22 protein-coding genes are annotated in these 26,015 nt (G+C 72.7%); 9 read left to right on the top strand and 13 right to left on the bottom strand.

Annotation, left to right across the window (positions count from 1 at the left end):
* Positions 1 to 30 precede the first annotated feature (30 nt).
* The 5 genes from ACWDN5_RS28515 to ACWDN5_RS28535 are packed head-to-tail and all read right to left on the bottom strand — an operon-like array spanning position 31 to position 5,522.
* Entirely contained in the window at positions 31 to 2,148 is a 2,118-nt protein-coding gene (locus tag ACWDN5_RS28515) for an alpha/beta hydrolase family protein (protein ID WP_449678435.1), read from the bottom strand.
* Positions 2,145 to 3,251 (bottom strand): alpha/beta hydrolase family protein, encoded by a 1,107-nt coding sequence (locus ACWDN5_RS28520; protein WP_449678436.1) that lies wholly within the window; start codon positions 3,249 to 3,251, stop codon positions 2,145 to 2,147. Before ACWDN5_RS28520 ends, ACWDN5_RS28515 begins: the two co-directional genes overlap by 4 nt.
* A 20-nt stretch (positions 3,252 to 3,271) precedes the next feature.
* Complete coding sequence (locus ACWDN5_RS28525; RefSeq protein ID WP_449678437.1) at positions 3,272 to 4,255, bottom strand: transporter; 984 nt, start codon at positions 4,253 to 4,255, stop codon at positions 3,272 to 3,274.
* Positions 4,252 to 5,133, bottom strand: coding sequence for an ABC transporter ATP-binding protein (locus tag ACWDN5_RS28530; protein WP_449678438.1), 882 nt, complete (start codon positions 5,131 to 5,133; stop codon positions 4,252 to 4,254). Before ACWDN5_RS28530 ends, ACWDN5_RS28525 begins: the two co-directional genes overlap by 4 nt.
* Positions 5,130 to 5,522 (bottom strand): GntR family transcriptional regulator, encoded by a 393-nt coding sequence (locus ACWDN5_RS28535; RefSeq protein ID WP_449678439.1) that lies wholly within the window; start codon positions 5,520 to 5,522, stop codon positions 5,130 to 5,132. The genes ACWDN5_RS28530 and ACWDN5_RS28535 overlap by 4 nt, the downstream gene beginning before the upstream one ends.
* Positions 5,523 to 5,798: 276 nt before the next feature.
* Here ACWDN5_RS28535 and ACWDN5_RS28540 point away from each other — a divergent pair, with 276 nt between their 5' ends.
* A complete protein-coding gene (locus ACWDN5_RS28540; protein ID WP_449678440.1) occupies positions 5,799 to 7,322 on the top strand; it encodes an alpha/beta hydrolase in 1,524 nt (507 codons plus the stop codon).
* On the opposite strand, the gene ACWDN5_RS28545 is transcribed toward ACWDN5_RS28540, so the two are convergent.
* The gene (locus ACWDN5_RS28545) at positions 7,250 to 8,650 is read right to left on the bottom strand and encodes an NAD(P)/FAD-dependent oxidoreductase (protein ID WP_449678441.1); all 1,401 of its coding nucleotides are present in this window, start codon (positions 8,648 to 8,650) and stop codon (positions 7,250 to 7,252) included. The genes ACWDN5_RS28540 and ACWDN5_RS28545 overlap by 73 nt on opposite strands.
* Positions 8,651 to 8,759: 109 nt before the next feature.
* Here ACWDN5_RS28545 and ACWDN5_RS28550 point away from each other — a divergent pair, with 109 nt between their 5' ends.
* From ACWDN5_RS28550 to ACWDN5_RS28565, 4 genes are all read left to right on the top strand, one after another.
* The gene (locus tag ACWDN5_RS28550; RefSeq protein WP_449678442.1) at positions 8,760 to 8,933 is read left to right on the top strand and encodes a hypothetical protein; all 174 of its coding nucleotides are present in this window, start codon (positions 8,760 to 8,762) and stop codon (positions 8,931 to 8,933) included.
* Positions 8,930 to 9,844 (top strand): SAM-dependent methyltransferase, encoded by a 915-nt coding sequence (locus tag ACWDN5_RS28555; protein WP_449678443.1) that lies wholly within the window; start codon positions 8,930 to 8,932, stop codon positions 9,842 to 9,844. Before ACWDN5_RS28550 ends, ACWDN5_RS28555 begins: the two co-directional genes overlap by 4 nt.
* A gap of 100 nt (positions 9,845 to 9,944) precedes the next feature.
* Positions 9,945 to 10,601 carry a hypothetical protein gene (locus ACWDN5_RS28560; RefSeq protein WP_449678444.1) on the top strand — a complete coding sequence of 219 codons (657 nt, stop codon included), beginning with the start codon at positions 9,945 to 9,947 and terminating at the stop codon, positions 10,599 to 10,601.
* A gap of 209 nt (positions 10,602 to 10,810) precedes the next feature.
* A complete protein-coding gene (locus ACWDN5_RS28565) occupies positions 10,811 to 12,391 on the top strand; it encodes a DNA polymerase Y family protein (protein ID WP_310967443.1) in 1,581 nt (526 codons plus the stop codon).
* 239 nt (positions 12,392 to 12,630) lie between these two features.
* Here the strand turns inward: ACWDN5_RS28565 and ACWDN5_RS28570 are convergent, their stop codons facing one another.
* Complete coding sequence (locus ACWDN5_RS28570) at positions 12,631 to 15,495, bottom strand: BTAD domain-containing putative transcriptional regulator (protein WP_449678445.1); 2,865 nt, start codon at positions 15,493 to 15,495, stop codon at positions 12,631 to 12,633.
* A 175-nt stretch (positions 15,496 to 15,670) separates the two neighbouring features.
* On the opposite strand from ACWDN5_RS28570, the gene ACWDN5_RS28575 reads away from it, so the two are divergent.
* Positions 15,671 to 15,892 carry a hypothetical protein gene (locus ACWDN5_RS28575; RefSeq protein ID WP_449678446.1) on the top strand — a complete coding sequence of 74 codons (222 nt, stop codon included), beginning with the start codon at positions 15,671 to 15,673 and terminating at the stop codon, positions 15,890 to 15,892.
* A 131-nt stretch (positions 15,893 to 16,023) separates the two neighbouring features.
* On the top strand, positions 16,024 to 19,350 hold the full coding sequence (locus ACWDN5_RS28580) for an error-prone DNA polymerase (RefSeq protein ID WP_449678447.1): 3,327 nt from the start codon (positions 16,024 to 16,026) through the stop codon (positions 19,348 to 19,350).
* Between the two features lie 134 nt (positions 19,351 to 19,484).
* On the opposite strand, the gene ACWDN5_RS28585 is transcribed toward ACWDN5_RS28580, so the two are convergent.
* Genes ACWDN5_RS28585 through ACWDN5_RS28605 form a run of 5 tightly spaced genes read right to left on the bottom strand, consistent with a single transcriptional unit; the run spans position 19,485 to position 22,484 of the window.
* Positions 19,485 to 19,874 (bottom strand): PPOX class F420-dependent oxidoreductase, encoded by a 390-nt coding sequence (locus ACWDN5_RS28585; protein ID WP_449678448.1) that lies wholly within the window; start codon positions 19,872 to 19,874, stop codon positions 19,485 to 19,487.
* On the bottom strand, positions 19,871 to 20,524 hold the full coding sequence (locus ACWDN5_RS28590) for a TetR/AcrR family transcriptional regulator (protein ID WP_449678449.1): 654 nt from the start codon (positions 20,522 to 20,524) through the stop codon (positions 19,871 to 19,873). Before ACWDN5_RS28590 ends, ACWDN5_RS28585 begins: the two co-directional genes overlap by 4 nt.
* A gap of 55 nt (positions 20,525 to 20,579) precedes the next feature.
* Entirely contained in the window at positions 20,580 to 21,605 is a 1,026-nt protein-coding gene (locus ACWDN5_RS28595) for an alpha/beta hydrolase family protein (protein WP_449678450.1), read from the bottom strand.
* 4 nt (positions 21,606 to 21,609) lie between these two features.
* Entirely contained in the window at positions 21,610 to 21,969 is a 360-nt protein-coding gene (locus ACWDN5_RS28600; RefSeq protein WP_449678451.1) for a hypothetical protein, read from the bottom strand.
* Positions 21,970 to 21,983: 14 nt separating this feature from the next.
* On the bottom strand, positions 21,984 to 22,484 hold the full coding sequence (locus ACWDN5_RS28605; protein WP_310967455.1) for a TetR/AcrR family transcriptional regulator: 501 nt from the start codon (positions 22,482 to 22,484) through the stop codon (positions 21,984 to 21,986).
* 153 nt (positions 22,485 to 22,637) lie between these two features.
* On the opposite strand from ACWDN5_RS28605, the gene ACWDN5_RS28610 reads away from it, so the two are divergent.
* A complete protein-coding gene (locus ACWDN5_RS28610; protein ID WP_449678452.1) occupies positions 22,638 to 24,671 on the top strand; it encodes a cellulose binding domain-containing protein in 2,034 nt (677 codons plus the stop codon).
* Positions 24,672 to 24,689: 18 nt separating this feature from the next.
* Here ACWDN5_RS28610 and ACWDN5_RS28615 read toward each other — a convergent pair whose 3' ends face one another.
* The gene (locus ACWDN5_RS28615) at positions 24,690 to 25,091 is read right to left on the bottom strand and encodes an SRPBCC family protein (protein WP_449678453.1); all 402 of its coding nucleotides are present in this window, start codon (positions 25,089 to 25,091) and stop codon (positions 24,690 to 24,692) included.
* Between the two features lie 53 nt (positions 25,092 to 25,144).
* Here ACWDN5_RS28615 and ACWDN5_RS28620 point away from each other — a divergent pair, with 53 nt between their 5' ends.
* Complete coding sequence (locus ACWDN5_RS28620; RefSeq protein WP_310967459.1) at positions 25,145 to 25,561, top strand: MarR family winged helix-turn-helix transcriptional regulator; 417 nt, start codon at positions 25,145 to 25,147, stop codon at positions 25,559 to 25,561.
* Positions 25,562 to 26,015: the final 454 nt, after the last annotated feature.

A 26,015-nucleotide genomic window follows, 5' to 3' on the forward strand; every position in this document is an offset into this window, starting at 1 on the left:
GCGGCACCCCCAGTGCCGCCTCCGCCGGTCTCAGCGGCAGAAGGAGACTTCCGGATACCCGGGCCGGTCGAGGATCGGCTGGGGCTTGCCGCGCAGGTGCTGGTCGAAGAACGCGTTCACGTACGCCCGGGTGATCTCGCTCGCCCGCGCCGCCGCGTTCGGGCCGTCGACGGGGACGCCCAGCTCCTCGCCCAGCAGCCCGACGTCGGTGAAGGACGCGTGCTGCGTGCCCGCCACCTCGATCCAGCGCTTCCACCCGGTCATCTGCGCGTAGTCCCGTTCCCAGTCCGTGTTGCCCGGCGCGCACTTCGGCACCTGCTCGTGGTTGACGAACATGAACGGCCGCGACAGCCCCGGTGCGGTCAGCGGGACCTTGGTGGACCCGTCGATGTCGATCCCGGCCTTGATCCGGTTGTCGGCGACCATCGCGGGGATGGTGCTCGCGCCGCCCACGGAGTGCCCGGCCATTCCGATCCGCGCCGGGTCGACCAGGCCCGGCCGGGAGCGGAGCAGCGAGTCCAGCACGAACGAGACGTCGGCGGCCCGGCCCCGTTCCAGCTTCTGCCAGAACGCGTCGTTGTCGTGCGGCACTTCGCAGGAGGCGCACCCGGCGAACCGCCCGTCGGGGAAGCTCTGGCCGGTGTTCTCGTAGGTGTGGCCGACCACGGCGACGGCGTACCCGTGGCTCGCCAGGTCCTCGGCGAGTGCGCTCAACGTGGCGCGGGGTTTGGTGTAGCCGGGCGACAGCACGACCAGCGGCAGTCCGCGGCCCGCCGGCCGGGCGTCGGTGACGGAGTTCGTCACCATCCCGGTGAGCGTGCCGGACGGCAGGCCACTGCCCTGCAGCAGCGCCGCCGACTCCGCCGGGGTCAGGTACGGCGTCTTCGGGCCCTTCGCCGAGGCGGCCGGGTAGAAGAGCGAGACCATCAGTTCCCGGTAGGGGACCGAAGGCACCCACGGGTCGGGGCGCGAAGTGTCCTTCAGGTACACCGCCGTGCTGCCCACCGGCTTGTCCCCGGTCGGGGCGGGCAGGTACGGCGTCGACGTCCGGGCGAACACCACTTCCGGGTACCGGCCGGACGGCTGGTCCAGCAGCGGCTGCGGCTTGCCACGCAGGTGCTGGTCGAAGAACGCCCGGACGTACGCCGCGGTGATGGCCTGACCGCGCACTGCCGGCGTGGTCGCGCCGAAGTCGAGGCCCAGCTGCTCGCCCACCAGGCCGATGTCGGTGAACGACGGGTGCACCACGCCGGCCACGGTGAGCCAGCGCTTCCAGCCCTTCAGCTGCTTCCAGTCGTCGTCCCAGGTACCGGATTCGACGCCGGTGCCGGGGGCGTAGAGGCTCTGGCGGCCGAAGAACAGGAACGGCCGGTCGAGGCCCGGGGCGAGCAGCGGATCGTTCTGCGTGCCGTCGATGTCGATCCCGGCCTTGATCCGGGGGTCGGTCACCATCGCGTTGACCGTGCTCGTACCGCCGACGGAGTGCCCGGCCATCCCGATCCGGGCGCCGTCGAACAGCGGCGCCCACTTCGAGTGCGCCAGCGAGTCCAAGACGAACGACACGTCCTTCGCCCGGCCGCGCTGCAGCTTCTGCCAGAACTCGGGATTGTAGTTGCCGCAGGCCGCGCAGCCGGTGACCCGGCCGTCCGGGAAGGTGGTGGCCACGTTCTCGTAGGTGTGGTCGACCAGGACGACCAGGTAGCCGTGGCTGGCCAGGTCTTCCGACAGCGAGGTCAGCTCGGCGCGGGGCCGCTTGAAGCCGGGGGACAGGACGACGGCCGGCAGAGCGCGCCCGGCCGTCTTCGCGTCGACGACGGCGTCGGTGTGCACCGTCGTGAGCACCGACGGCGGGATGCCCTCGATGCCGGCTTCGTCGAAGACGGCCTTCGCCTCGGCCTCGGACATGAACTGCTTCTTCGGCCCGGATGCGGAAGCCGCCGGGTAGAAGAGGGAAACCATCAGTTCGCGGTAGGGCACCGACGGCACCCACGGATCGGGCCGCGAAGTGTCCTTCAGGTGCAGGGCGGTGGTGCCGACCGGCCGGTCGCCGGTCGGTTTCGCCAGCGTGAGGGCCGGGTCCGCCGACGCGGACGGCGAGGTCAGCGTGAGGGTGAGGGCAGTGCCGGCCACAAGACTCTTGATTCTCATCCGATGAAGGTCACTTCCGGGTAAGCGGGCGAGGGCGCGGCGAGCAGCGGCTGCGGGCGGCAGCGCAGGTGCTGGTCGAAGAAAGCGCTTACGTAGTTCCGGGTGACGGTCAGCGCGCGGTAGGGGTCGATCGAGTCGCCGATGTCGACGCCCAGCTGCTCGGCGAGCACGCCGAGGTCGGTGAACGACGAGTGGACCGTGCCGGAGACCATGATCCAGCGCTTCCAGCCGGTCAGGTGCGTCCAGTCCGTTTCCCAGTCGTCGTACGGGCCCTTCGTGCCGGGGACGTAGCCCTCCGTGCGGCCGACGAACATGAACGGCCGGGACAGCCCGGACGCCGGGATCGGGACGTGGACGCTGCCGTCGAGGTCGGCGCCGGCGCGGATCCGGGGGTCGGCGAGCATCGCCTGGGTGGTGATCGCGCCGCCCGCGGAGTGCCCGGTCATCCCGATCCGCTGCGGGTCGATCAGCGCGCCCAGCTTCGAGCGCAGCAGCTGGTCGAGCACGAACGACGTGTCCTTCGACCGGACCTGCGCGAACTTCTCCCAGAACCCGTCCTGTTCGTCGAATTCGCAGGCGGCGCAGCCGGTGACGTGCCCGTCGGGGAACGTCGTGGCGCGGTTTTCGTAGGTGTGGTCGATCGCCGCGACGGCGTACCCGTGGCTGGCCAGCTCCTCGGCCAGCGCGGTGAGCGTCGCCCGCGGCTGGGTCCAGCCCGGGGACAGCACGACCAGCGGCAGGCTGTGCCACCGCCCGGCCGGCCTCGCGTCGACGGCGGCGTTGGTCCGGACGGTGCTGAGGATGTCCAGGGGCAGGCCCGGGATGTTCTCCCGTTCGAGGTTGCGTTCCGACTCGAGCGGGGTCATGTACGGCTTCTTCGGACCGTTCGCCGAGGTCGCCGGGTAGAAGACGGAGACCATCAGCTCCCGGTAGGGCACCGACGGCACCCACGGGTCGGGCCGTGAAGTGTCCTTCAAGGACAGTGTGGTGACACCGACGGGCGAGTGGCCGGTCGGGGCGGGCAGGTAGGGCGTCGTGGCCGCCGAGGCGGGCGCCGCGGACAGCGTGAGGGTGAGTGCGGTGGCTACCGCGAGAGTGCGCATGATTCCCCCAGTCGGAATCGTCAGGACAGGTGGCGGAGACGGCGGAAGCAGAACCAGGTCAGCAGGGCGGTCATGGCGAGGTAGAGCGCCAGCTCGAGCCACTGCAGCGGCCAGAAGCGGGACCCGGGCTGGTAGGTCACGCGCTGCTGGTAGCCGTGCGCGCCCAGCTGGCCCATGCACGTTTCCATGGAGCCCTGCGGCGGCGGGCCCGCACCCGGCCGCGGCGCGCAGGCCTGGACGAACTCCGGCAGCGGGTCGGCCACGTTCCCGGCCGGGTCCAGGGTTTCGTTCGCCAGCTCCCACGCCCCGGCCGGCTTCCGCACGCCGATCTCCAGGATCCCGTGGGTGTCGTCGCCGCTGATGTTCGTGATGTTCTCCCCGGTGATCGCGACCACCTCGGTCTGCGGCGGCAGCAGGTACGGGCGCACGAACAATGGGACCAGCAGCAGCACGGCGGCGAGCGTGGCGAGGGTGACGGCCATGGCGGCCACGGTCCGCTTCAACAGCATCCCGACCGCGACGCCGAGCGCGAGCGCGAAGGCCGCGTAGCCGATCGGGGCGATCCCGCGGGCACCGAACACCACCGGCGCGATGCGCGACAGCATGCCGCGGTCGGTCTGCTGCGCGGAGAGCGCGTCGATCGGGCTCGCCCACCACGACACCGCCACGCTGAGCACCGCGGCGGCGAGCATCGCGGCGAGCAGGCCGAACCCGAGCTTGGTCGTGAGCCACCGCTTGCGCGTGACGGTCTGGTTCCAGACGAGGCTGTGCGTGCCGGTTTCCAGCTCGCGGGTGATCATCGGGACGCCCCAGAAGACGCCGATCACCGCGGGCAGCAGGTACAGCGCCAGGACGGTCCCGCTGAAGAGGACGTCCTCGTCGGAGAAGTCCGTGCGCCCCACCAGGCCGGGGCCGGTGACCGCGAGCACGACGGCGATCGCGACCAGGCCCGCCAGCACGGACAACGCGGGCATGCGGAACTGGCGCCAGGTCAGCCAGGTCATCGGAGGACCTCCAGGGCGGGACGGGCGGCGGTGGGGTTGCTCATGTACTCGAGGACCAGGTCCTCCAGGCCGATCTGCCCGACCGTCCACGCGGGGTCGAGGATCGGGGCCTCGGTGCGGACGAGCACGGTGGTCTGGCGGTCGGTGTGCGTCGCGGAGACGACGTGCTGGTCCGCCGGCAGCGTGTCGAGGTCGCGGCGCGGCCCGGAGAGCCGGTGGTGCGTGGCGAGCAGCGTCTCCACCTCGCCGATCACCCGGACCTGCGAGGCCACCAGCACGACGAGGTGGTCGCAGACCCGTTCGAGGTCGTTGACCAGGTGCGAGGACATGATGACCGACAACCCGTGCTCGGCGACGGCTTCCATGAGGTCCTGCAGGAACTCGCGGCGGGCCAACGGGTCCAGTGCCGCGACCGGCTCGTCGAGCAGCAGGAGCTCGGGACGTTTGGCGATGCCGAGCGTGAGCGCCAGCTGGGCGCGCTGGCCGCCGGAGAGCTTGCCGGCGTGCTGCTTGGGGTCCAGCCCGAGCCGTTCGATCCGCTTTTCCGCGAGCGAGGCGTCCCAGCCGGGGTTGAGGTGGGCGCCGAGCCGGAGGTGCTCCTCGATGGACAGTCCACTGTAGACGGGCGTGTTCTGGGCGACGTACCCGACCTTGGCCAGCTGCTCCGGGCCGCTGCCGGGCACCCCGCCGCACACCTCGATGGTGCCGGTCGTCGGCTCCAGCATGCCGGCCGCGATGTTGAGCAGCGTCGACTTGCCGGCCCCGTTCGGGCCGACGAGCCCGGTGACGTGGCCGGCCTCGATCTCCAGCGTGCAGCCGGTGAGCGCGTGCTTGCGCTGGTACTTCTTGCCCAGTCCCTGGGCGCGCAGGACGGTCACGCTATTCCCTCTCTGGCGGAGTCGCGAAACGTGGACATCAGCAGGGCCTCGATGCTCTCTTCGTCGAGGCCGGCCTTGCGGGCCTTCCCCAGCCAGCGGCGCAGGTCCTGCCGCAACGGCCCGAGCACGGCGAACGAGGCGCCGTTCAGGCTCCCGGTGACGAAGGTGCCGACGCCGGGGCGGGCCGAGACCAGGCCGTCGTGCTCCAGTTCGCGGTAGGCCTTCAGCACGGTGTTCGGGTTGATCGCGAGGCTCGCGACCACGTCCTTGACCTTCGGGAGCTGGTCTCCCTCGGACAGAAGGCCGAGGCGCAGGGCGTGCCGCACCTGCTGGACCAGCTGCTGGTACGGCGACAGGCCGGACCTCGTGTCCAGGTGGAACTCGATCATCGGCAACTCCATTTATCTAGTTGCCTAGCACTATAGCTAAGCAGGGTGATGGTGGCCAGTGGGGCGGTCGCTGGGCGGGGAGCGATGCCGCGAATGACTCATTCGGGACGTCGGAGGTCGCGAATGAGTCATTCGCGACGTCGGGGGCCGCCCGGCTGCCGGTGATCTTTTTCGGCGGCGGGAGCCAACCTTGCCGCGGCTGTGGCGTCTGTGGTGGTGATCGTTTCCCCTCTCGAGAGGACTTCTTTCGTGCGTCGAATTTCTGGGGGAGGCATCGTGCGCGGCGTGGTCGTCGCGCTCGGTGTCTCGATGGCCGTCTCGGCGGGACCGGCGGTGGCGTCCGCCGCACCGGTGTCGATCGACAAGGTGCCCACGCCGCAGCTGAGCTGGACCGACTGCGCCGACGGCTTCCAGTGCGGCAAGGCTTCCGTGCCGCTGGACTACGACCGCCCGTCCGGCGCGAAGATCGACCTCGCGCTCATCAAGCTGCCCGCCACCGATCCCGCGCACCGGATCGGTTCGCTGTTCGTCAACTTCGGCGGCCCCGGCGCGTCCGGCCTGCAGCGGCTGCGGGAGCGCGGCAAGTGGCCGTGGCTGTTCTCCGACGAACTGCGCGCCCGGTTCGACCTGGTCTCGTGGGACCCGCGCGGGATCGCCAACAGCACGGCGGTCCGGTGCTTCGACACCGAGGCCGAGCAGCAGGACTTCTTCGGCTCGTTCCCGGAAATGCCGGGCGACCCGAGCGGCAACACGGCCTTCTACGCCAAGTCGAAGGAGCTCGCCGACCGCTGCTCGGCGAAGGCGGGCCCGATCCTCGAGCACGTCTCGACCGCCAACACGGCCCGTGACCTGGAGCTGCTGCGCCGCGCGGTCGGCGACCCGAAGCTGAACTACCACGGCATTTCCTACGGGACGCAGCTCGGGGCGACCTACGCGAACCTGTTCCCGAACCGGATCCGGGCCATGGTGTTCGACGGCACCATGGACTTCGCCGGCAACTCGACCGGCCAGAACGGCAACGGCAAGAGCGTCCCGCTCGACACCCGGCAGGACGTCGCGACCGGCATCGCGCAGACCTTCGAGCAGTTCCTGAGGCTGTGCACGGAAGCCGGCCCGAAGTGCGCGTTCTCTTCGGGTGACCCGAAGGCGAAGTGGGCGGCGCTGACCGCGCGCGCCAAGCAGGCTCCCATCATCAGCGACGGCGAGACCTGGACGTACTCGGGCATCATCAACGCGGCCGCCGACCTGTCCGACTCGCGGGGCTGGCCGGACATCGCCGCGTTGCTGCAGCGGCTTTACGACGCTCCGGCCACGCCGGCCCTGCGCACCGCGGCTGTCAAGGGCGAGCAGTACGTTTCGAACCGGACCGAAGCGTTCAACGCCATCCAGTGCTCCGACAGCGACGTGCCGACCGACCCGGCGGTCTACAGCCGGTACGCCGAGTCGGAAGACCAGCGCGTGCCGTACTTCGGGCGGATCGCGGTGCTGGACATGATGAGCTGCGCGTTCTGGAAGGCGAAGGACACCGACCGCTACACCGGCCCGTGGAACCGCCCGACGTCGGCGGAGATCCTCGTGCTGAACAACCGCTACGACCCGTCCACCCCGCTGCACGGCGCCCGCGACGGCGCCGCGGAACTGGCGCGGGCGCGCGTGTTCGTGACCGAAGGCTACGGCCACTCCTCGATGTACGTGCCGAGCACGTGCACCGAGAAGGTCAAGCGGGACTACCTGATCTCGGGGACCTTCCCCGCGGCGGGCAAGACCTGCGCGATCGACGCCAGCCCCTTCGCGGGCTGATCTCCCTCACGGCGGGCCGCACCGGCAGCGGTGCGGCCCGCCGCCACGAAGGCGTCTCGCGGGTGCTGCACCGAGGCCAGGCTGAGGATGTCGCGGCCGAACAGCGTCTGCGTCAGCCACACCGCGAGCACCCGGATCTTGCGTTCCCAGGTGGGCACGGCGAGCACGTGGTAGCCGCGGTGCATCAGCCACGCCGGGAGTCCTTTGAGGACGATCCGCCGGTACTGGAAGATCCCGCGGCCCAGGCCGAGCGTCGCGATCGCGCCGAGGCTGTGGTGCACGTACGGCTTCGGTTCCCGGCCGCGCAGCGTCGCGATGATGTTGCGGGCCAGCAGCTTTCCCTGCCGGTAGGCGTGCTGCGCGTTGGGCACGGTCCGCGCGCCCGGGACCGGCGAGGCCAGGTCGGGCACCGCGGCGTCGTCCCCGGCCGCCCAGGCGTCGGTCACGCCCTCGATCCGCAGATCCGGCCGCACGACGAGGTAGCCGCGCTCGTCGACGGGAAGGTCGGTGTGCCGGCCGACGACCGGGTTGGCGCCGTTGCCGGCGGTCCAGACGATCAGCTCCGAGTCGAACTCCTCGCCGGTCGAGAGCGTCACGTGGCCGTGCTCCGCCGACGTCACCAGGGTGTCCAGGTGGACGCGGCCGCCGCGGCGTTCCAGCTCCCGCACGACCCAGCGCCCCGGCCGGTCCGTGACCTCGGGCAGGATCCGGCCCGACGCCTCGACGAGGTGGAAGCGCAGTTCGTCGCGGTGCAGTTCGGGGTAGCGCTTGAGCAAGGCGGTCGCGAGCGACAGCAGTTCGCCGAAGCCCTCGACGCCCGAGAAGCCACCGCCGACGAAGGTGACGGTGAGCAGCTTCCGCCGCTGCGGCCCGGCCGGCAGGGCGGCGGCCCGGTCGAAGGCGGTGAGCAGCCGGTCCCGGATGGCGACGGCCTCTTCGACGTGCTTGAGGCCGATGGCCTGGTCGGCGATGCCCGGCACGGGCAGGGTGCGCGTGACGGCCCCGGCGGTCACGACGATGGTGTCGTAGCCCAGTTCGCGGGGATCGCCGTCGGCCGGCCGCACGGTGACGACGCGGTGGGCGTGGTCGATGGCGGTCACCTTCCCGGCGACGAGCCGGGTGCGCTTCAGGTGCCGCCGCAGCGACACGGCGGCGTGCCGCGCCTCGACCGAGCCGGCCACGACCTCGGGCAGGAACGGCTGGTAGGTGAGGTAGGGCCGCGGGTCGACGAGGGTGACCTCGGCCTCCCCGCGACGCAGCTTCTTCTCGAGCTTCCAAGCGGCGTAGAACCCGGCGTAACCACCGCCGACGATCAGGATCCGGCGCATTTCGTCCTCTTTTCTCGCTTCACCCCCTGGACGAGCCGGCGGACGAGGGTGTGACCGCGATCCGCGTCACAGCGAGGACGCGCACCCGGCTTTCGGGCAGAATCGCGGGATGACGCACACCGTCCGGCCGCTCGACGCCTCGCCGTGGGCGGCGTTCGAACGCAACAACGGCCTCTTCGGCGGCTGCTGGTGCCTGGTGGAACTCTTCGAGGAGCTCGGGTTCGCCCACGGACGGCAGCTCGGCACGCACGCGTGGCTCGTGAGCCGGGTGGTGCAGGCGTGACCGCCCGGCACGACGGTGACACCTGGGACCTGGTGTCGAGCGTCGGCGCGACCGCCACGATGGCCGCGGCGGCGCGGGCGATGGCGACGCGCGCGGACCCGGCGCTGATCGACGACCGGTTCGCCGAGCCGCTCGTCCGGGCGGTCGGCGTCGACCTGCTCACCCGGCTGGCGAGCGGCGAAGCGGCGCCCGGCGAGCTGGTCGCGCCGGTGTGGATCGACGTGGCCAAGGTGCGGACGAAGTTCTACGACGAGTTCTTCCGCGAGGCGCGCCTCCCGCAGGCCGTGATCCTGGCCTCGGGACTGGATTCGCGCGCGTACCGGCTGCCGTGGCCGGCCGGGACCGTCGTGTACGAGATCGACCGGCCGGAGGTCCTCGAGTTCAAGACCCGCACCCTGGCCGGCCTGGGCGCCGAGCCCGCCGCCGACCGGCGGGTGGTGCCGGCCGACCTGCGCGAGGACTGGCCCGCGGCGCTGCGCGCGGCCGGCTTCGACCCGGCGCGGCCGACCGCGTGGAGCGCCGAAGGCCTGCTGGGGTACCTGCCGCCGGAGGCGCAGGACCGGCTGCTGGACACGATCACCGAACTCAGCGCGCCGGGCAGCCGCGTCGCGACGGAAAACCGGCCCAACCCGCGGCCGGGTGACGAGGCCGGGACGAAGGCGGGCCTGGACCGGATCTCCGGGCGCTGGCGCGAGCAGGGCTTCGACACGGACATGGCGAGGCTGCGCTATTTCGGTGAACGCAACGAAGCCGAGCCCTACCTGGCCGCGCGCGGCTGGGTGCTGACCGGGAACACCGTCCGCGAGCTGCTCGCCGCGCACGGCCTCGCGCCCCTGGGAGACGACGACCTGCGCACGGGCGACGTCCGGTACGTCAGCGGCGTCCTCCCCCGGACGTGGTCCCCGGCTTGACAGCGGGCCGCCGCATCTCGCAGTATGCGAACAAGTGTTCGATGATTGGTTCGCCGGCAGGGTTTCCGGTACGAGTACGTGGTGCTGGAGGTGAGCGGCGGTGGCGGAAGCGCTCACGGCCATTCCGGGGGTCCGCACGGCGGCGGAGCTGAGCAAGCCGACGCTCACGGTGCTGCCGGAGCTGGCGGCTCTTCTCCCCGGCGGAGGGCTCCGGCGCGGCAGCACGGTTTCGGTGCGCGGAGCGACATCCTTGGTCCTGGCGCTGCTGGCGGCGGCCACCCGCGACGGCTCCTGGGCGGCGGTGACGGGCCTCCCGGAACTGGGCCTGGCGGCGGCCGCCGAACTCGGCGTCGACCTGGACCGCATCGCACTGGTGCCGGAGCCGGGCGCGGAGCTGGTGGCGGTGGTGTCGGCGCTGGTGGACGGCTTCGACGTGGTGGTCCTCGGCCGGTCGGCGTCGGTCCAGCCGCAGACGGCGCGCAGGCTGGCGGGCCGGGTCCGCAACCGGGGGACGGTGCTGCTGACGGCGGGCGCCTGGCCGGGAGCGGACGTGGAGCTGAAGGTCTCGGGCCGCCGCTGGCACGGCCTCACCCAGGACGGCCACGGTCACTTGAGCGCCCGCAACGTGGTGGCCACAAGCCGGGGGCGAGGCGCGGCGGCCCGCCCGTTGTCGGTGGGGTTGGTGTTGCCGGGCCCGGAAGGAGCACTGGCGGGGAACCCCTCGCCGGGGCGCCGGCTGGTCGAGGTGGCCGGGTGAGGTGGGCCCGGCCGAGGCGGTGGTTTCGGCTTGGGGCAGGCGGGTTCCTGCCTTGAGCCCGTGGGGCCGGCCCGAACCACGCGAGTTCCGGCCCGAATCACGCGCGGCGCGGTCTCGCGCGGCGACATCGGCGTCGGCGCTGTGCCGCACCCGTCCGGGCGCGCTTTCCCCGTGGTGACCGAGCTCCCGCGGCAGGAGCAGGCCGCCGGATGACCGATGCGCCACGGTTGCTCGTGCTGTGGTGCCCGGACTGGCCCGTCGTCGCCGCCGGGGCCGCTGCCGGTTCGCCGCCCACCTTGCCCGCCGCCGTTTTCTCCGCCAATCGCGTCGTGGCCTGCTCCGCTTCCGCGCGCCAGCACGGCGTCGGGCGCGGGATGCGGCGGCGGGATGCGCAGTCGCGGTGTCCGGAACTCGTGGTGCACCAGCACGATCCCGATCGCGATGCCCGGCTGTTCGAACCCGTCGCCGCCGCCGTCGAAGCGCAGGCCGTCGGGGTGGAAGTCGTGCGGCCCGGGCTGGTGGCCGTGCCCGTCGACGGTGCCTCCGGGTACTTCGGCGGCGAGGCCGCGCTGGCCGAGCTGCTCATCGACGAAGTCGCCGCGCGGGCCGGGGTCGAATGCCAGGTCGGGGTCGCCGACGGGCTGTTCGCCGCCACCCTCGCCGCCCGGCGGTCCGCGCTCGTTGCGCGTGGCCGGACGAAAGAGTTCCTCGCGCCGCTCTCGATCGCCGAGCTGAACCAGCCCGGTGAGGACCGCGGCGAGCTCGTCGACCTGCTCAAACGGCTTGGGCTGCGCACCCTCGGCGCGTTCGCCGCGCTGGCCGAACGCGACGTCGCCGGCCGGTTCCCGAAGGACGCCATCGTCGCCCACCGGCTCGCCCGCGGCCTCTCCGAACGCCCGCCGCTGCGGCGCGCCCTGCCGCCGGACCTCGCCGTCACCGAAACCTTCGACGAACCGCTGCACCGGGTCGACGAAGCCGCCTTCGTCGCGAAGACCCTCGGCGAACGTTTCTTCGCCGGGCTTGCGAACCACGGTCTCGCGTGTACGCGCCTGGCGATCGTCGCCGTCACCGAAGCCGGCGAAGAGCGCGTACGCGTCTGGCGCTGCGCCGAACCCCTCACCGCCCGCGCGACCGCCGACCGCGTGCGGTGGCAGTGCGAAGGCTGGCTCACCGCGCGGGACCGGCCGACCGCCGGCATCGTCCGGTTGCGCCTCGACCCCGAGGAGGTCGTCGGCGGCCAGGCCCTGCAGCTGCAGCTCGGTTCGGTGGGCCGCGACGCCGACGCCGCCGAACGCGCCGGCCGCGCCCTGGTCCGCATCCAGGGCCTGCTGGGCCCGGACGCGGTCGTCACCCCGCTGCTGGACGGCGGCCGCGGCCCGGGCGAACGCGTCCGGCTCATCCCGTGGGGCGAGCCGCGCCGCCCGCTCGCCGAGGACCGCCCCTGGCCGGGACGGCTCCCCGCGCCCTCGCCGACGGTCATCCCGCCGCGCCCGGTGCCGGCCGAGGTGCTCGACGCGGTCGGCGACGTCGTCCGCTGCACCACCCGCGGCGAACTCGGCTACCCGCCATCGACGGTCGCCGTCGACGGGGGACCGCCCCGCCGCGTCATCGGCTCGGCCGGCCCCTGGGTGGTCCACCCGGTCCTCCCCGGCCGCCGCGGCGAGCGGCCCCTGGCCCGGGTCCAGGTGGTCCTGGAAGGCGACACGGCGGAGGACGGCGACATCGCCCTGCTGCTCAGCGCCACGATCGGCGAGAATCCACAGTGGACGGTCGAGGGCTGCTACGACTAGCGACGCCGGCTGCCTGCCGCAGCTCGGCCGCCAGGTTGGGGTGGCGGTTGGCCGCGGGTGGGTGGCCGGCGCGCTCGGGCAGGTCGGCGGCGGGTCTGCCGCAGCTTGCCTGCTCGGAGAGGGCGACCGCGAGGCTGGCGTCGGGGCTACCGCAGCTTGGCCGCTCGGGCAGGTCGGCGCCGGTGTCGGCTGGCAGACCTGCCGCAGCTCGGTCGCCAAGGCCACACCGAACGCCGGCGTCAGCCGGCCGTTCCGGGCAACGTGGCCGCCACCTCTTCCGCCCGCTCCGGCAGACCGACCGCCCGCCACAGTTCCACCGCCAACCCCAGGTGACGCCGGGCGGCGGCCGGGTCTCCCAGATCCCTCTCGAGCTCGCCCAGCTGCTGCCAGCACGCCGCCTCGTTGCTGCGGTCGCCGTTGGCGCGGAACACGTGTGCCGCGCGTTGGAGGGCCGACTCCGCCCTCACCCGGTCGCCCAGCTCCGCGTGGATTGCGCCGAGCCGCTGGTCGGTGTGCGCTCCGCAGCGCTCGTCGCTGATTTCACTGAAGATCGTCAACGCTTCGGTGAGGCTGCGCAGCGCCGCCGGGGTGTCGCCCGTCTCCAGGTGGTAGCGGCTGAGGGTGCGGAGGATCACCGCCTGGCGGTGGCGGTCTCCGAGGCGGCGGGCGATCCGCAAGCCCTCCTCGATCCACGGGCCCGCGTCGCCGGCTCCCTGCTCGAAGCCGATGATGCCGATGGCCGTCCGGAGCTGGGCCTCCGCCTGGCCGTGTCCGGCGGCCACCACGTGCTCCAGCGCCTCCTTGTCGACGGCCAGCGCCGCGTCGAGTTCGCCGCGGACGCGGTGCACCGTGCCCAGGCTCGCGAGCGCGAGGCCTTCGCCGCGCCGGTCGCCGATGGACTGGTACAGCTTCACGCACCGGTGCAGGTCGTTGCGGGCTTCGGTCATCTCGTCCAGGTAGATGTGCACCTGGCCCAGCCCTTGCAGCAACGCCGCTTCGCCGTGGGTGTTGCCGGCCGCGACGGTGGCGTCCAGCGCGATCCGGTGGCTGCGGTTCCAGTCCTGGTACAGGCTGCGGTGGTCGTAGTACGGCACCGCGGCGACCGCCAGTTCCCAGGCCGCCTCGTCCAGGCCCCAGGCCGCCGCGAGTTCGATCGCCCGCAGCAGCGTCCCGCGTTCGGCGTCGAACCAGGTGATGGGGTCGACGACCGTGTGGTCCGGGGCCCAGCGCGGCGAGCGGCCCGGGGTCGGCCGGAAGAGGCTGGGGTAGCACAGGTCGCGGGCCTGCTCGGCGAGGGCGAGCCACGCGGCCAGGACCCGCTCCACCGCCGCCCGGCGGTCCTCGAGCGAGTAGTGCTCCTGCGCGCCTTCCGACGCGTACGCGCGCAACAGGTCGTGCAGCCGGTACCGCGGCTGGCCGGCGCGGTCGGTCGTCACCAGGCGCACGAGGTAGGCGTCGACCAGCGCGTCCAGCACGTCGTCCGGGACGTGCCGGCCCAGCAGGGGGCCGATCACCCACGCCGGGAGCGTTTCCGCGCCCAGCAACCCCAGCAGCCGGAACGCCCGGACGGCGTCCTCGGGAAGCAGCCGCAGGCTCAGGTCGAAGTTGGCCCGCACGTCGAGGTCGCCGACCCGCAGCTCGCGCAGCTGCCGGGACTCGTCCGCCAGGCGATCGCGCAGCACCTGCAGGGTCCACGCCCGCCGGCTCGCGAGCTTCGCCCCGGTGATCCGGATGGCCAGCGGGAGCCGGCCGCACAACCGGACGATCTCCTCGGCCTGCTCCGGTTCCCGCTCGACGCGTTCCGCTCCGGCGATGCGGGCGAAGAGGGCGAGGGCGTCTTCGGTGGACAGCACGTCCAGCTCGACGTGCTCGGCGCCGGCCAGGTCCGCCAGCCGGTGCCGGCTGGTGACGACCACCGCGCAGCCCCCGGACGGCGGCAGCAGCGGCCGCACCTGCTGGGCACCGGCGGCGTCGTCGAGCAGCACCAGCATCCGGCGACCGGCCAGCCGCGACCGGTAGAGCGCGGCCCGTTCGTGCAGGCCGGGCGGCATGACCGCATCAGTGACGCCGAGTGCGCGCAGCAGTTCGGCCAGCAGCACCGCCGGGTCGCGCGGGACCGCGGAGGTGCCGGCGAGGTCGAGGTAGAGCTGGCCGTCGGGGAACTCGTCGCGGGCGTCGTGGAGCGCGCGCACGGCGAGCGCCGACTTCCCGGTCCCGGGCGCGCCGGCGACGACCACCACCCGGCGCCCGGCCAGCAGGTCCAGCAGCTCGCCCAGCGGGCCGGCCCGGCCGGTGAAGTCGGGGATGTCGGCGGGCAGCTGCGCGATCGGCCGTGGTCGCTCGTGGGTGACCAGGTCGAGCGCGGGGTCCGCGCGCAGGATCCGGGCATGCACGCGCTGCAGGCCGGGCCCGGGGTTGGCGCCGAGCTCCTCGGCCAGCAGCCGCCGGATGTCGTCGAAGACGGCGAGCGCGTCGCCTTGGCGGCCGCTGCGGTAGAGCGCGAGCATGAGCAGCTCCCGCGCGCGTTCGCGGTACGGGTGCTCGCCGATGACCCGGGACAGCTCGGGGATGGCCGGCGCGTGCTCCCCGCGCAGCAGGTCGAGCTCGGCGAGGTCTTCCAGCGCGCCGAGGCGGTACTCGTCCAGCCGGGCGCGTTCGGTGGCGGCGGCCGGGGTGTCGATGCCGCTGAAGGCGGGCCCGCGCCACAGCGTCATCGCCTCGGCCAGGTGCTGCCGGGCGGCGGTCAGGTCCCCGTCGCCGCGGGTTTCGCGCGCCCGGTCGAGCCCGGCCGCGAACCGGTCGCTGTCGAGCCGGCCGGGGGCCACCCGCAGCAGGTACCCGGTGCCGACGGTCTGCAGCGAGCCGTCGTCGAGTTCCAGTGACCGGCGCACGTCACCGACGTACTTCTGGACGAGGTTGACCGCGCTCCGCGGCGGCTTCGCGCCCCAGGCACCCTCGATGATCTGCTCGCGGTCCACCCGCCGGTTCGCGTGCAGCAGCAGCACCCCGAGCACCCGGAGGCACTTGGCGGACCCCACCTCGACCGGGGCCGCGCCGCGCCAGGCCGTGATCGGCCCGAGCACGCCGAATCGGACATCAGGCACGCAAATCGCCCCCTCCCCACGGCGAGGGTACCTCCGACCGGCGACGTTCCGTAAGACTGCAGTGCGGTTGCAGTGAACGCTGCCAGGCTCCCGTCGCCGGCCGAGTGCGGACCGGCGAGGGGAGAACCACGATGGGAACCAGCACGAAGGCCGGATCCGTGTGCCGCGGCCGGCCTTGACCGCGAAGCCCGCGCGCCGGCTCGCGGCGGTGCTGCTGAGCGCCGCGGCGGTCGTGGCGACCGCGCCGCCCGCCCGCGCGGCGGCGGCCCCGCGCGTGGTCCGCGAGGTCGTCACCACCGTCGAGTGGGCGGCCGTCGACGTCGTCGACGCCGGGTTGCGCCACCGGCGGATGACGGTGCGGCTGACCCGGGCGTTCACGGTCGAACGGGTGCTGTGACCGAGGTGACTCCGGTCCGTCCACAGTTGACACCGGCCGCGCGCCCGGCGCAGGATCGGACCACAGTGGTCGATCGTGTGTTCGAACAGTAGTCGCTGGCTTCCCCACAGCGAAATCGGTGGGAGCCTGCTTTGGCGTTCAACAATCCGCGTGTGCCGTGGTCCGAAGTGGAGCGGATCGCCTCCGGGCGGCCGCCCGTTCCCGGGGACGGCAGCGACGCCCCCGCGTGGTCGCGCAAGCGTGAGGGCTACGCCGGTGCGCCGCCCGATCTCGTGGACCGGCGTGGCCGCGACGACGGCGGCGACCGGATCCGGGCGCCCTACGCCGAGCTGCACGTCCACTCCAACTTCAGCTTCCTCGACGGCGCCTCGCACCCCGAGACGCTCGTCGAGGAGGCCGCGCGGCTCGAGCTCGACGCGCTCGTCCTCACCGACCACGACGGCCTGTACGGCGCCGTCCGGTTCAACGACGCCGCGCGGGAGCTCGGGGTGCGGGTCGGGTTCGGGGCCGAGCTTTCGCTCGGGCTGCCCGCGCCGCAGGGCGGGGTGCCCGATCCGGCCGGGTCGCACCTGCTCGTGCTCGCCCGGCAGCAGACCGGCTACCACCGGCTGTGCCGCGTCATCTCCCGCGCCCAGCTCGCCGGCGGGGAGAAGGGACGGCCCGTCTACGACTTCGACGAGCTCGCCGACGAGCTGGCCGGGCACGTCGTCGTCCTCACCGGCTGCCGCAAGGGGGCCGTCCGGCAGGCGCTCGCGCGGCAGGGCCCGGCCGCCGCGCGGGCCGAGCTGGCCCGGCTCGTGGACCGGTTCGGGCGGTCGCACGTCGCCGTCGAGCTGATCGACCACCGGCTGCCTGCCGACGAAGCCGCCAACGACCTCCTCGACGCGCTCGCCAAGGACCTCCGGCTCCCGACGGTGGTGTCCAACAACGTGCACTACGCCCGCCCGGAAGACGCCGTCGTGGCGGACGCGGTCGCCGCCGTCCGGGCCCGGCGGTCGGCCGAGGACCTCGACGGGTGGCGGCCGCCGTCGGGACAGGCGTTCCTGCGGTCCGGGATGGAGCAGCGGCGCCGCTTCGAGCGCCGCTACCCGGGCGCGGTCGGCCGGGCCGCGGTCCTGGGCGTCGAAGTGGCGTTCGACCTGCAGCTGGTCGCGCCGGACCTGCCGCCGTTCCCGGTCCCGGCCGGGCACGACGAGATGTCGTTCCTGACCGAGCTGACCTGGCGGGGCGCGCGGAAGCGCTACGGCACGCGCGAGGAGAACCCGAAGGCCTATGCCCAGCTCGAGCACGAACTCGCCGTCATCGGCAAGCTCGGCTTCCCCGGCTACTTCCTCGTCGTCTGGGACATCGTCCGGTTCTGCCGGGAGGCGGACATCCTGTGCCAGGGCCGCGGATCGGCCGCGAACTCCGCGGTCTGCTACGCCCTGGAGATCTGTCACGCCGACCCGGTGCGGTGGAACCTGCTGTTCGAGCGGTTCCTCGCGCCGGAGCGGGACGGGCCGCCGGACATCGACGTCGACATCGAGTCCGGCCGCCGCGAGGAAGCCATCCAGTACGTCTACGAGAAACACGGCCGGTTCCACGCCGCGCAGGTCGCCAACGTCATCACCTACCGCGCGCCCTCGGCGATCCGCGACGCGGCGAAGGCGCTCGGCCACAGCCCCGGGCAGCAGGACGCCTACGGGAAACTCGTCGACCGCTGGGGCGGCGTCGCCGCGACCAGGCAGCAGGCGGCCGGGTCGATCCCGGACGACGTCCTCGACCTGGCCGCGCGGATCGAGGACTTCCCGCGCCACCTCGGCATCCACTCCGGCGGCATGGTGCTTTCGAAGCAGCCGGTGTCCGAAGTGGTCCCGGTCGAGTGGGCGACCATGAAGGACCGCAGCATCCTGCAGTGGGACAAGGACGACTGCGCGACCGTCGGGCTGGTCAAGTTCGACCTGCTCGGCCTCGGCATGCTCTCCGCGCTGCACCACATGATCGACCTCGTCGCCGAGCACCACGGATCCACTGTGGACATCGGGAAGCTGGACCTCGCCGACCCGGCGGTCTACGACATGCTCTGCGAAGCCGACGCCGTCGGGGTGTTCCAGGTGGAATCCCGGGCTCAGCTGGCCACGCTGCCGCGGCTGCGGCCCCGGAAGTTCTACGACCTGGTCGTCGAAGTGGCGCTGATCCGGCCCGGCCCGATCCAGGGCGGCTCGGTGCACCCCTACATCCGCCGTCGCCGCGGCGACGAGGAGTGGGAACACGCGCACCCGCTGCTGGCCGCGTCACTGGACCGCACCCTCGGCGTGCCGCTGTTCCAGGAGCAGGTGATGCAGATGGCGGTCGACGTCGCCTCGTTCACCGCCGCCGAGGCCGACCAGCTGCGGCGGGCCATGGGCGCCAAGCGGTCCAGCGCCAAGATGAAGGCCCTGATGGCGCGGTTCTTCCGGGGCTGTGCCGCCAACGGCCTCGACCGCGAGCTGGCCACCCGGATCTTCGAGCAGATCCACGCCTTCTCCGGCTACGGTTTCCCCGAAGCGCACTCGATGTCGTTCGCGCTGCTCGTGTACGCGTCGGCGTGGTTCAAGCGCTACTACCCGGCCGCGTTCTGCGCCGGGCTGCTGCGCGCGCAGCCGATGGGCTTCTACAGCCCGCAATCGCTGGTCGCCGACGCCCGCCGCCACGGCGTCCGCGTCCGCGAGCCGGACATCAACGCGAGCCTCGCCGGCGCCACCCTGGAACCGGACGCCGCCAGCACCGGCGGCGTCGCGCTCCGGCTCGGTCTCGCCGCGGTCCGCCACCTCGGCGAGGACGTGGCGACGCTGGTGGTCGCCGAACGGGAGGCGCACGGACCGTATACGAGCATCGGCGACCTGACCCGCCGGGTGCGGCTGAAGAGGAACGCCGCGGAGGCGCTGGCGACGGCCGGGGCGTTCAGCGGCTTCGGCGGCGACCGGCGCCAGGACCTGTGGGCGGCCGGCGCGGCGGCGGCGACCCGGCCGGGTCACCTGCCCGGCCTGGCACCCGGTCTCGACGCCCCGGCGCTGCCCGGCATGACCCGGCTGGAGGTGACGGCGGCGGACCTGTGGGCGACGAGCGTCTCCCCGGACAGCCACCCGGTGGAGTACCTGCGCGAGCTGTTGGACGAGCGCGGCGCGATCACGGTCGCCGAGCTCATGCGGACGGAAGACGGAACACGCGTGTGGGTGGGCGGAGCGGTCACCCACCGCCAGCGCCCGGCGACGGCCGGCGGCATCACGTTCCTCAACCTCGAAGACGAAACCGGGATGGCCAACGTCCTGGTCTCGCCGGGACTGTGGCGACGGCAGCTGCTCGTGGCCCGCACGAGCGCCGCGTTGCTCGTCCGCGGGCAGGTCCAGGCGAGCGAAGGTGTGGTCACGCTGGTGGCCGACCGAATCGAAAACCTCGAACTGGCGGTGCGCACCGGCCCCTCACGCGACTTCCGGTGACCGGTCACCCGGCGAGCCGCTGGCCGACGGCCCCCGGCCACCACAGCGCCGATCAGGACGAGCTGCGGCACGGCCCACCCTCTGCCCGCCGCCGGATCAGGATGGCCTTCGCCGCGCCTGGCACCCGAGACTCGTCATTCCGGTGCGGCTGCGCCGTCGGCGGTCAGCCCGAAGCCGAGGACGCGGTCGGGGTGAATGCGGATCAGCTCGGCCGAGAATCCCGGTCGAAGGGGTTCGGTGTCCGTGAGTGTTTCGGCGCGCCCGCGGATTTCCAGGCAGCGCACGCGCCACGGTCGGTACGAAGCTATGTCGTCGACGACGAACGCCGCCCGGTTGTTGGCGGCCAGGTTGCGGAACTTGCGACTGGCACCGAGGTTGTGTCCGCCGATGTCGATGGTGCCCAGTTCGGGGTTGTAGCGGAAGGTGACCGGGTTGTTCTGCGGGGCGCCATGGCGGTCCACAGTGGCCAGCCGCCCGAGCGTCTGGCTGGTGAGGTACTCGATCTGTTCCGGGGTGAGCGTCATCGTTGGTCTTCCTGTTCTTCCGGCCCCCGCAGGGCACGCAGGATCCCCTGCAAGCCGGCGCGGTAGCGGTTCTCGAATTCGGGCTCGCCGGGGTGGACACCGAACAGCCGGTGAGCGACGTCGCCGAACACGACGGGGGCAGCGACCGCGCCGAGCAGGAGGAGCTGCAGGGTGGCCGGATCGAGGTCGCTGCCCAGCTCACCGCGTTCCTGCCGGTGGCGCAGGCCGGCCGGATCGGGGTAGCCGGCGTCGTCGCCCGTGTCGGGCGGCCCCTGCCCGGCACTGGCCAGCCCGCGCCAGGCCAGCAGCCGCATCGGCCGGGGGTCGCTCAACGCGTCGTGCAGGTAGCGCGCCAGGCTCTCGGCCAGCGGCAAGCCGGGTTCGGCGAATCCGTCGCGGCGGTGCAGCCAGGCCCGTTGCACCGCCCGGTACAGGCCCTCCTTGCCGCCGAAGTGGTAGGCGATGAGGTCCTTGCTGACCCCGGCGCGCTCGGCGATGTCCCGCACCCGAGCCCCCGCGAATCCCTTCTCGGAGAACTCCTGCAACGCCGCATCGAGCAACGCCGCCCGGGTGTGCTCGGCGTCGACCTGCCGCTCCTCCGGCCCGGGGGTGCGCCGCCGAGCCGGGCCGGTTCCACCACGCACGTTCATAGACAACAGTCTAACCGCATCAGACAACTGTCTGACAAGCTTCGGCCGCCGAAGGTCACCCGGCGAACCGGCGCAGGGCCGTGAGCACGGCCGGGGCGAGGCTGTCCTGGTGCTCGGCGTCGTGCAGGAGGTGATCCACTCCGGAGAGGGGCACCCGGCCCGGCCCGCCCGCGTGGGCGCGGCGCAGCGCGGCGGTCAGGGCATCCGTTGTGGTGCAGGGGACTTGGCCGTCTTCGGTGCCGCAGGTCAGCAGCACCCTGGTCCCCGGCCGCAGGGCTGCCGCGGTGTCCGGCGGGTAGACGGCGTCGTCGCTGTCCACGAACCGGCTGCTCGGGCCCTGGAAGGCCGTGAAGAGCTGGGCGACGGCGGGCGGCAGGCCGGTGGGGTCGACCGGCCGGTGTTCGCGTAGGGCGGTGACGGCGGCGTCGATCGCCGCGTCGATGGTGTTCCGCTGCTCCGGGGTGAGCTGGCCCTGCCGGGCCGCATCGGCGACCTGGGCGTGCAGTTGCAGCGCGACCAGGTCCAGCAGGCGGATCGCCTGCGGCTGCAGCAGTCCCACGCCGGCCGGGCGCGGGCGGGCGGTGCCGCCGAGCAGCAGCGCGGTCATCGCGCCCTCGCTGTGCCCGACGACCATCAGCGCTTGCGGGTCGGTCTCCGGCTGGTCGCGCAGCACCCGGTAGGCAGCCGTGGCCTGCCGGACGAACGCCGGGTAGTCGAGCGTTTCCGGGTGATCGCGGTAGGCGCCGAGCCCGGTCCGGCCGGTGCCGTACTTGTCGAACCGCAAGGTGGCGACCCGGTCGTTGCCGAGCGCGGCGGCCACCTGCGCCAGGGTGTTCGGGGTCGCGTGGGATGGCTGGTCGCCGTCGCGGTCGGTGGGGCCGCTGCCGGGCAGCAGCAGTGCGGCGCGCAGCCGTTGCCCGGGACGGTGGGCGGGAATGTGCAGGGTGCCGTACGTCGCCGTTCCGTCGACGGTGAAGACGACTTCGCGGTCGGCGGCGGGCACCAGACGCGGTGCCGCCTCGGCGGGGGTGGCGGTCACGACGGCCAGCGACAGCACGGCCGCGGCGAGGTGGGGGATCATCGGTCTACTTCTTCCGGGCCAGGGTGTTCTCGACCAGCGCGACGGTCTCGCGCGGGTCGTCGACCTGGAGGACCAGGCGGGCGTAGCGCTCGTCGGCGAGTTCGATCACGATCGCCTTCGACGCGTCTTTGACGTCCCAGAAGACCTTTTCGCCGTCGAGGTGGAACGTGCCCGCCGTGATCACGCCGGGCAGGTGGGCGCCCGGCGCGCGGATCCCCTTGGGATCGGCGGCGATGCCCGGGTCCGCGGTCGCGCCGCGGACGTTCGCCAGCGGGATGGTGAGGCTGCTCTTGAATGCCCAGAGCTTGTCGAGACCCTCGATCACGACCACGAGGTCGTCGCCGTCGATGTGGACCAGTGCCATGGTGGTTTCCTTTGTCAGTCGGAAGAATCGAAGCGTTGGGTGAGCGCGGCGCCGACCCCGCCGGGGTTGCCGCGCAGGAGGATGCCCAGCGCGGCCGCCGTGAGGGCGGCGGCGAGGGCGGGGGAAAGGCCGAGCGCGTCGGCGATCGCCTGGTCGATGGCGGCCAGCGCCGCGGCCACCTCGGTGGCCACCTCCTCGTCGGCCGGTGCCCGTTCGACGACCGCGAGCAGCAGCAGGCCGAGGTCGGCCGCGGTGACGAGCTGCAGCGCGGTCGCGGCATCGGGTGCCGCGGCGAGCGCTTCGGTCAACGGCCGGACGTCGTCGGCGAGGTGGCGACGCAAGGCGATCAGGTAGAGGCCGCGCTTGCTGCCGAACGTCTTGTACAGGCTGTTGCGGTGCACGCCGAGGTGGGTCACGAGGTCGTCGACGGACACCCCGTCGTACGCGCGGCCACCGAACAACTTCACGGCGCTGCGCACCACTTCGTCCTCGTCGAACGCTCTCCGCCTGCCCATGCTGGAACCCTAGCCTTTTGAGGAACGATCGGTCAAGAACGATCGTTCCTCAAAATTCGAGTGCTTCCGTTGACTTCGGGCCCCCTCGGTGGTTCTCTCGCTGAGAGCGCTCCCAGTCATCCGTTCGTGCCCGACGAGTGAGGATGGACCTTCATGACAGCTCGACGTCTGCGCTGGGCAGCGTGGCCGGTGATCGCCGTGCTCGCCGCGGCCGTTCCGGCCGCCGGCACCGCCGGGGCGGCGACCACGCCCGCGGCGACGGTCACCGTCAACGCCCGAGCCGGGCTGGCGACCATGCCGGACACCGGGATCGGCATCAACCACGCCGTCTGGGACAGCCAGCTGGGGACCGACGAGGTGGCCGACCTCTTCGGCGCCGCCGGTGTCCGCACGATGCGCTACCCCGGTGGGTCCTACGGCGACATCTACCACTGGAAGGACAACACCGCGCCGGGCGGGTACGTGGCGCCGAACACCGATTTCGACACTTTCATGGGCGGCGTCCGAAGAGCCGGGGCCCAGCCGATCATCATCGCCAACTACGGCACCGGCACCCCGGAGGAAGCCGCGGACTGGGTGCGGTACGCCAACGTCACCAAGGGGTATGGCGTCAAGTACTGGGAGATCGGCAACGAGCTGTACGGCAACGGGCACTACGGCGCGAACTGGGAAGCCGACAACCACGCGGACAAGAGCCCGACCGGCTACGCCAACGGCGTCGTCGCCTACGCCGACGCGATGAAGGCCGCCGACCCGTCGGTGAAGATCGGGGCGGTGCTGACGACCCCGGCGAACTGGCCCGACGCCATCGTCGGTGCCGGTGACACGGCGAGCTGGAACCAGACCGTGCTCTCGATCGCGGGCCCGCACATCGACTTCGTCGTCCTGCACTGGTACCCCACCGGCTCGACGGCGGCGGAGGCGCTCGCCAAGCCGGAGCAGATCGACGACATGATCTACCTGACGCGCGAGCAGATCGCCCGGTACGCGGGCCCGAACTCCGGCCGCATCGGCATCTCGATGACCGAAACCAACACGCCGGTCGGCATGAACACCCAGCCCGGCGCCCTGTTCGCCGCCGACACCTACAGCTCGCTGCTGGCGAACGGCGTGTTCACGATCGACTGGTGGGACACGCACAACGGGCCGACCAAACTGTCCACAGTGGCCGGTTACCCGGACTACGGCGACGGCGGCCTGCTCTCCAGCGGCACGTGCCTGGACGGCGGCGGCTGCGAACCCCCGCTCAACACCCCGTTCGCGCCCTACTACGGCCTGAAGATGCTGAGCACCTTCGCGCATCCCGGCGACCAGTTCGTCCGCGCAGCGGCCGACGACCCGCTCATCGGCGCGCACGCCGTCCGCCGCCCGAACGGCGACCTCGCCGTGCTGCTGCTCAACAAGGACCCCGACCAGGCCAGGGCGGTCACGCTGGACTACGCGGGCTACACGCCGGCCGCGGGCGCGCCGCAGGTGTTCACCTTGACCAACGGCGCGACGTCCATCGGTAGTGCCACGACCGGCGCGAGCACGTCCCAGACGCTGCCACCGTATTCGCTGACCACGGTGGTGCTGCACCCCGCGACCGCGGCGGCCGCCGCCCCCGGGAAGCCCGGGCAGCCGACCGGCACGGCGACCGACCGGACGGCGACGATCAGCTGGCCCGCGGCCGCGCCCGGCGCCCACCCGATCGCGAAGTACGAGGTCTACCGGCAGGTCGGCGCGGTGAGCGAGCAGTGGGGCGAGACCACCGGCACGTCCTTGGGCGTCGGGAACCTGGTGCCGGGTCGCCGGTACACGGTCAACGTCCTGGCGCGCGACACGGCCGGCAACGTGTCCGCGGCCTCCCCGCCGCTGACGTTGACGACCGGCGCGCCGGCGTCGAGCAGTTGCACGGTCCGGCTGACCGACAGCACCGACTGGGCGAGCGGTTTCGTCGGCGGCATCCACCTCACGGGCACCGGCGTGGTGGGGGACTGGACGCTGACGTTCACCTGGCCGACCGCCCGGCAGAAGCTCACCGGCGGCTGGAGCGGAACCTGGGCGCAGAACGGCACGACGGTGACGGTCTCGTCGTCGGCCCCACCGGCGGCCGGGGTGGACGTCGGGTTCACGGCCGACTACAGCGGGCCGAACATCCTGCCGACGGCGTTCACCCTGAACGGCGTCCTCTGCGCGGCGGGCTGACTCGCGGGTCTTCCCTCCTCACCGGTGGCTCTCGACGCGCTCGCGCACGGCCCGCAGTTCCTCGCCGACGACCGCCATCTGCGCGTCGACCGCCGACGGGTCGGTGTCCGGGGGGAAGAACAGGCTGAAGATCAGTTCGGCGCCGGCCAGGTTCGGCACCACGCGGGTGAACAGGCCCAGGGTGGGGGAGTCGGCGCTGACGACGTCGACGACCCCGTGCTCGGCCGCGACCCGCACGGAGACCCTCTGCGGGCCGCGTTCGGTGTGGACGCGCCAGATGTCGTCGTGCTCGTGGTCGACGGCGCTGGCGAACCCGGGCGCCCATTCAGGCAGGTGTCGAGGATCGGCGAGGTATTCGACGACCCGCGCGGGCGAAGCGGCGACGGAGATGGTGCGGGTTTCGGCGCGTCCCAGTGTCATGCCGGAAACGATACGCACCTGCGTATGATTTGTCGACGCGTAAAATCCCACCGGTGAACGAGGACGACGATCTCGGAGCCCTCTGCGCCGGGGCGGGCCGCAACCTGGCCGAAGCCGAGCGGCCGGTGCTGGAGAGGCACGGCCTCTCGATGTGGCAATACGTGGTGCTGACGGCCCTGGCCGCCGGATCGGCGCCCAGCCAGCTGGTCTTGGCCCAGCAGATCCGCTACGACAAGACCCGCTTGATCGCGTTGCTGGACGCGCTCGAGGCGGAAGGCTTGGTGGTCCGTGAGCCGGACCCGGCCGACCGCCGGGCGAGGGTGGTCCACTTGACGCGGGAGGGAGCCACCCGGCACGCGGCGGTCCGGTCCGCGATCCGGGAGGTGGAGGACCGAAAGCTGGCGGGGCTGCCACCGGAGGTGCGGCAGGTGCTGCGGTCGGCCTTGGCGCATCTGGCCAACTCGGTTTGACTGCGGTGGTGGTGGGGGGCGGCCGCCTTCGGACCGGCGGCCGGGGGCGCAAGCCAGGTTGGGGCGCCGCGAACCGGCGGCTGGAGGCGCGAGCTGGCCACGGCATCGCCTCCCGCAGGCCGGCGGCCGGGGACGCGAGCCGGGTTGGGGCTGTGAACCGGCGATCGCAGCGGCGGCCGACCACAGGCCACCTCCGGACCGGCGGCCGGGGGCCGGGGGGCGCAAGGCAGCCACGGCATCGCCAACCGGCGGCCGGGGGTGCAGGCCGGCCACGGCGTCGCCACCTGCGGACCGGCGGCCGAGGGCGCAAGGCAGCCACGGCATAACCACACGCGGACCGGCGGCCGGGAGCGCAACCTGGCCAACGACGTCACCAGACCTCCCCCGCCCCTCATCCCAGCCATCCCTTCAGTCGGCGACCGGGTGTGTCAAGGCACGCTTTCCCGCCTTGACA

The organism is Amycolatopsis sp. NPDC003731 (assembly GCF_053586895.1).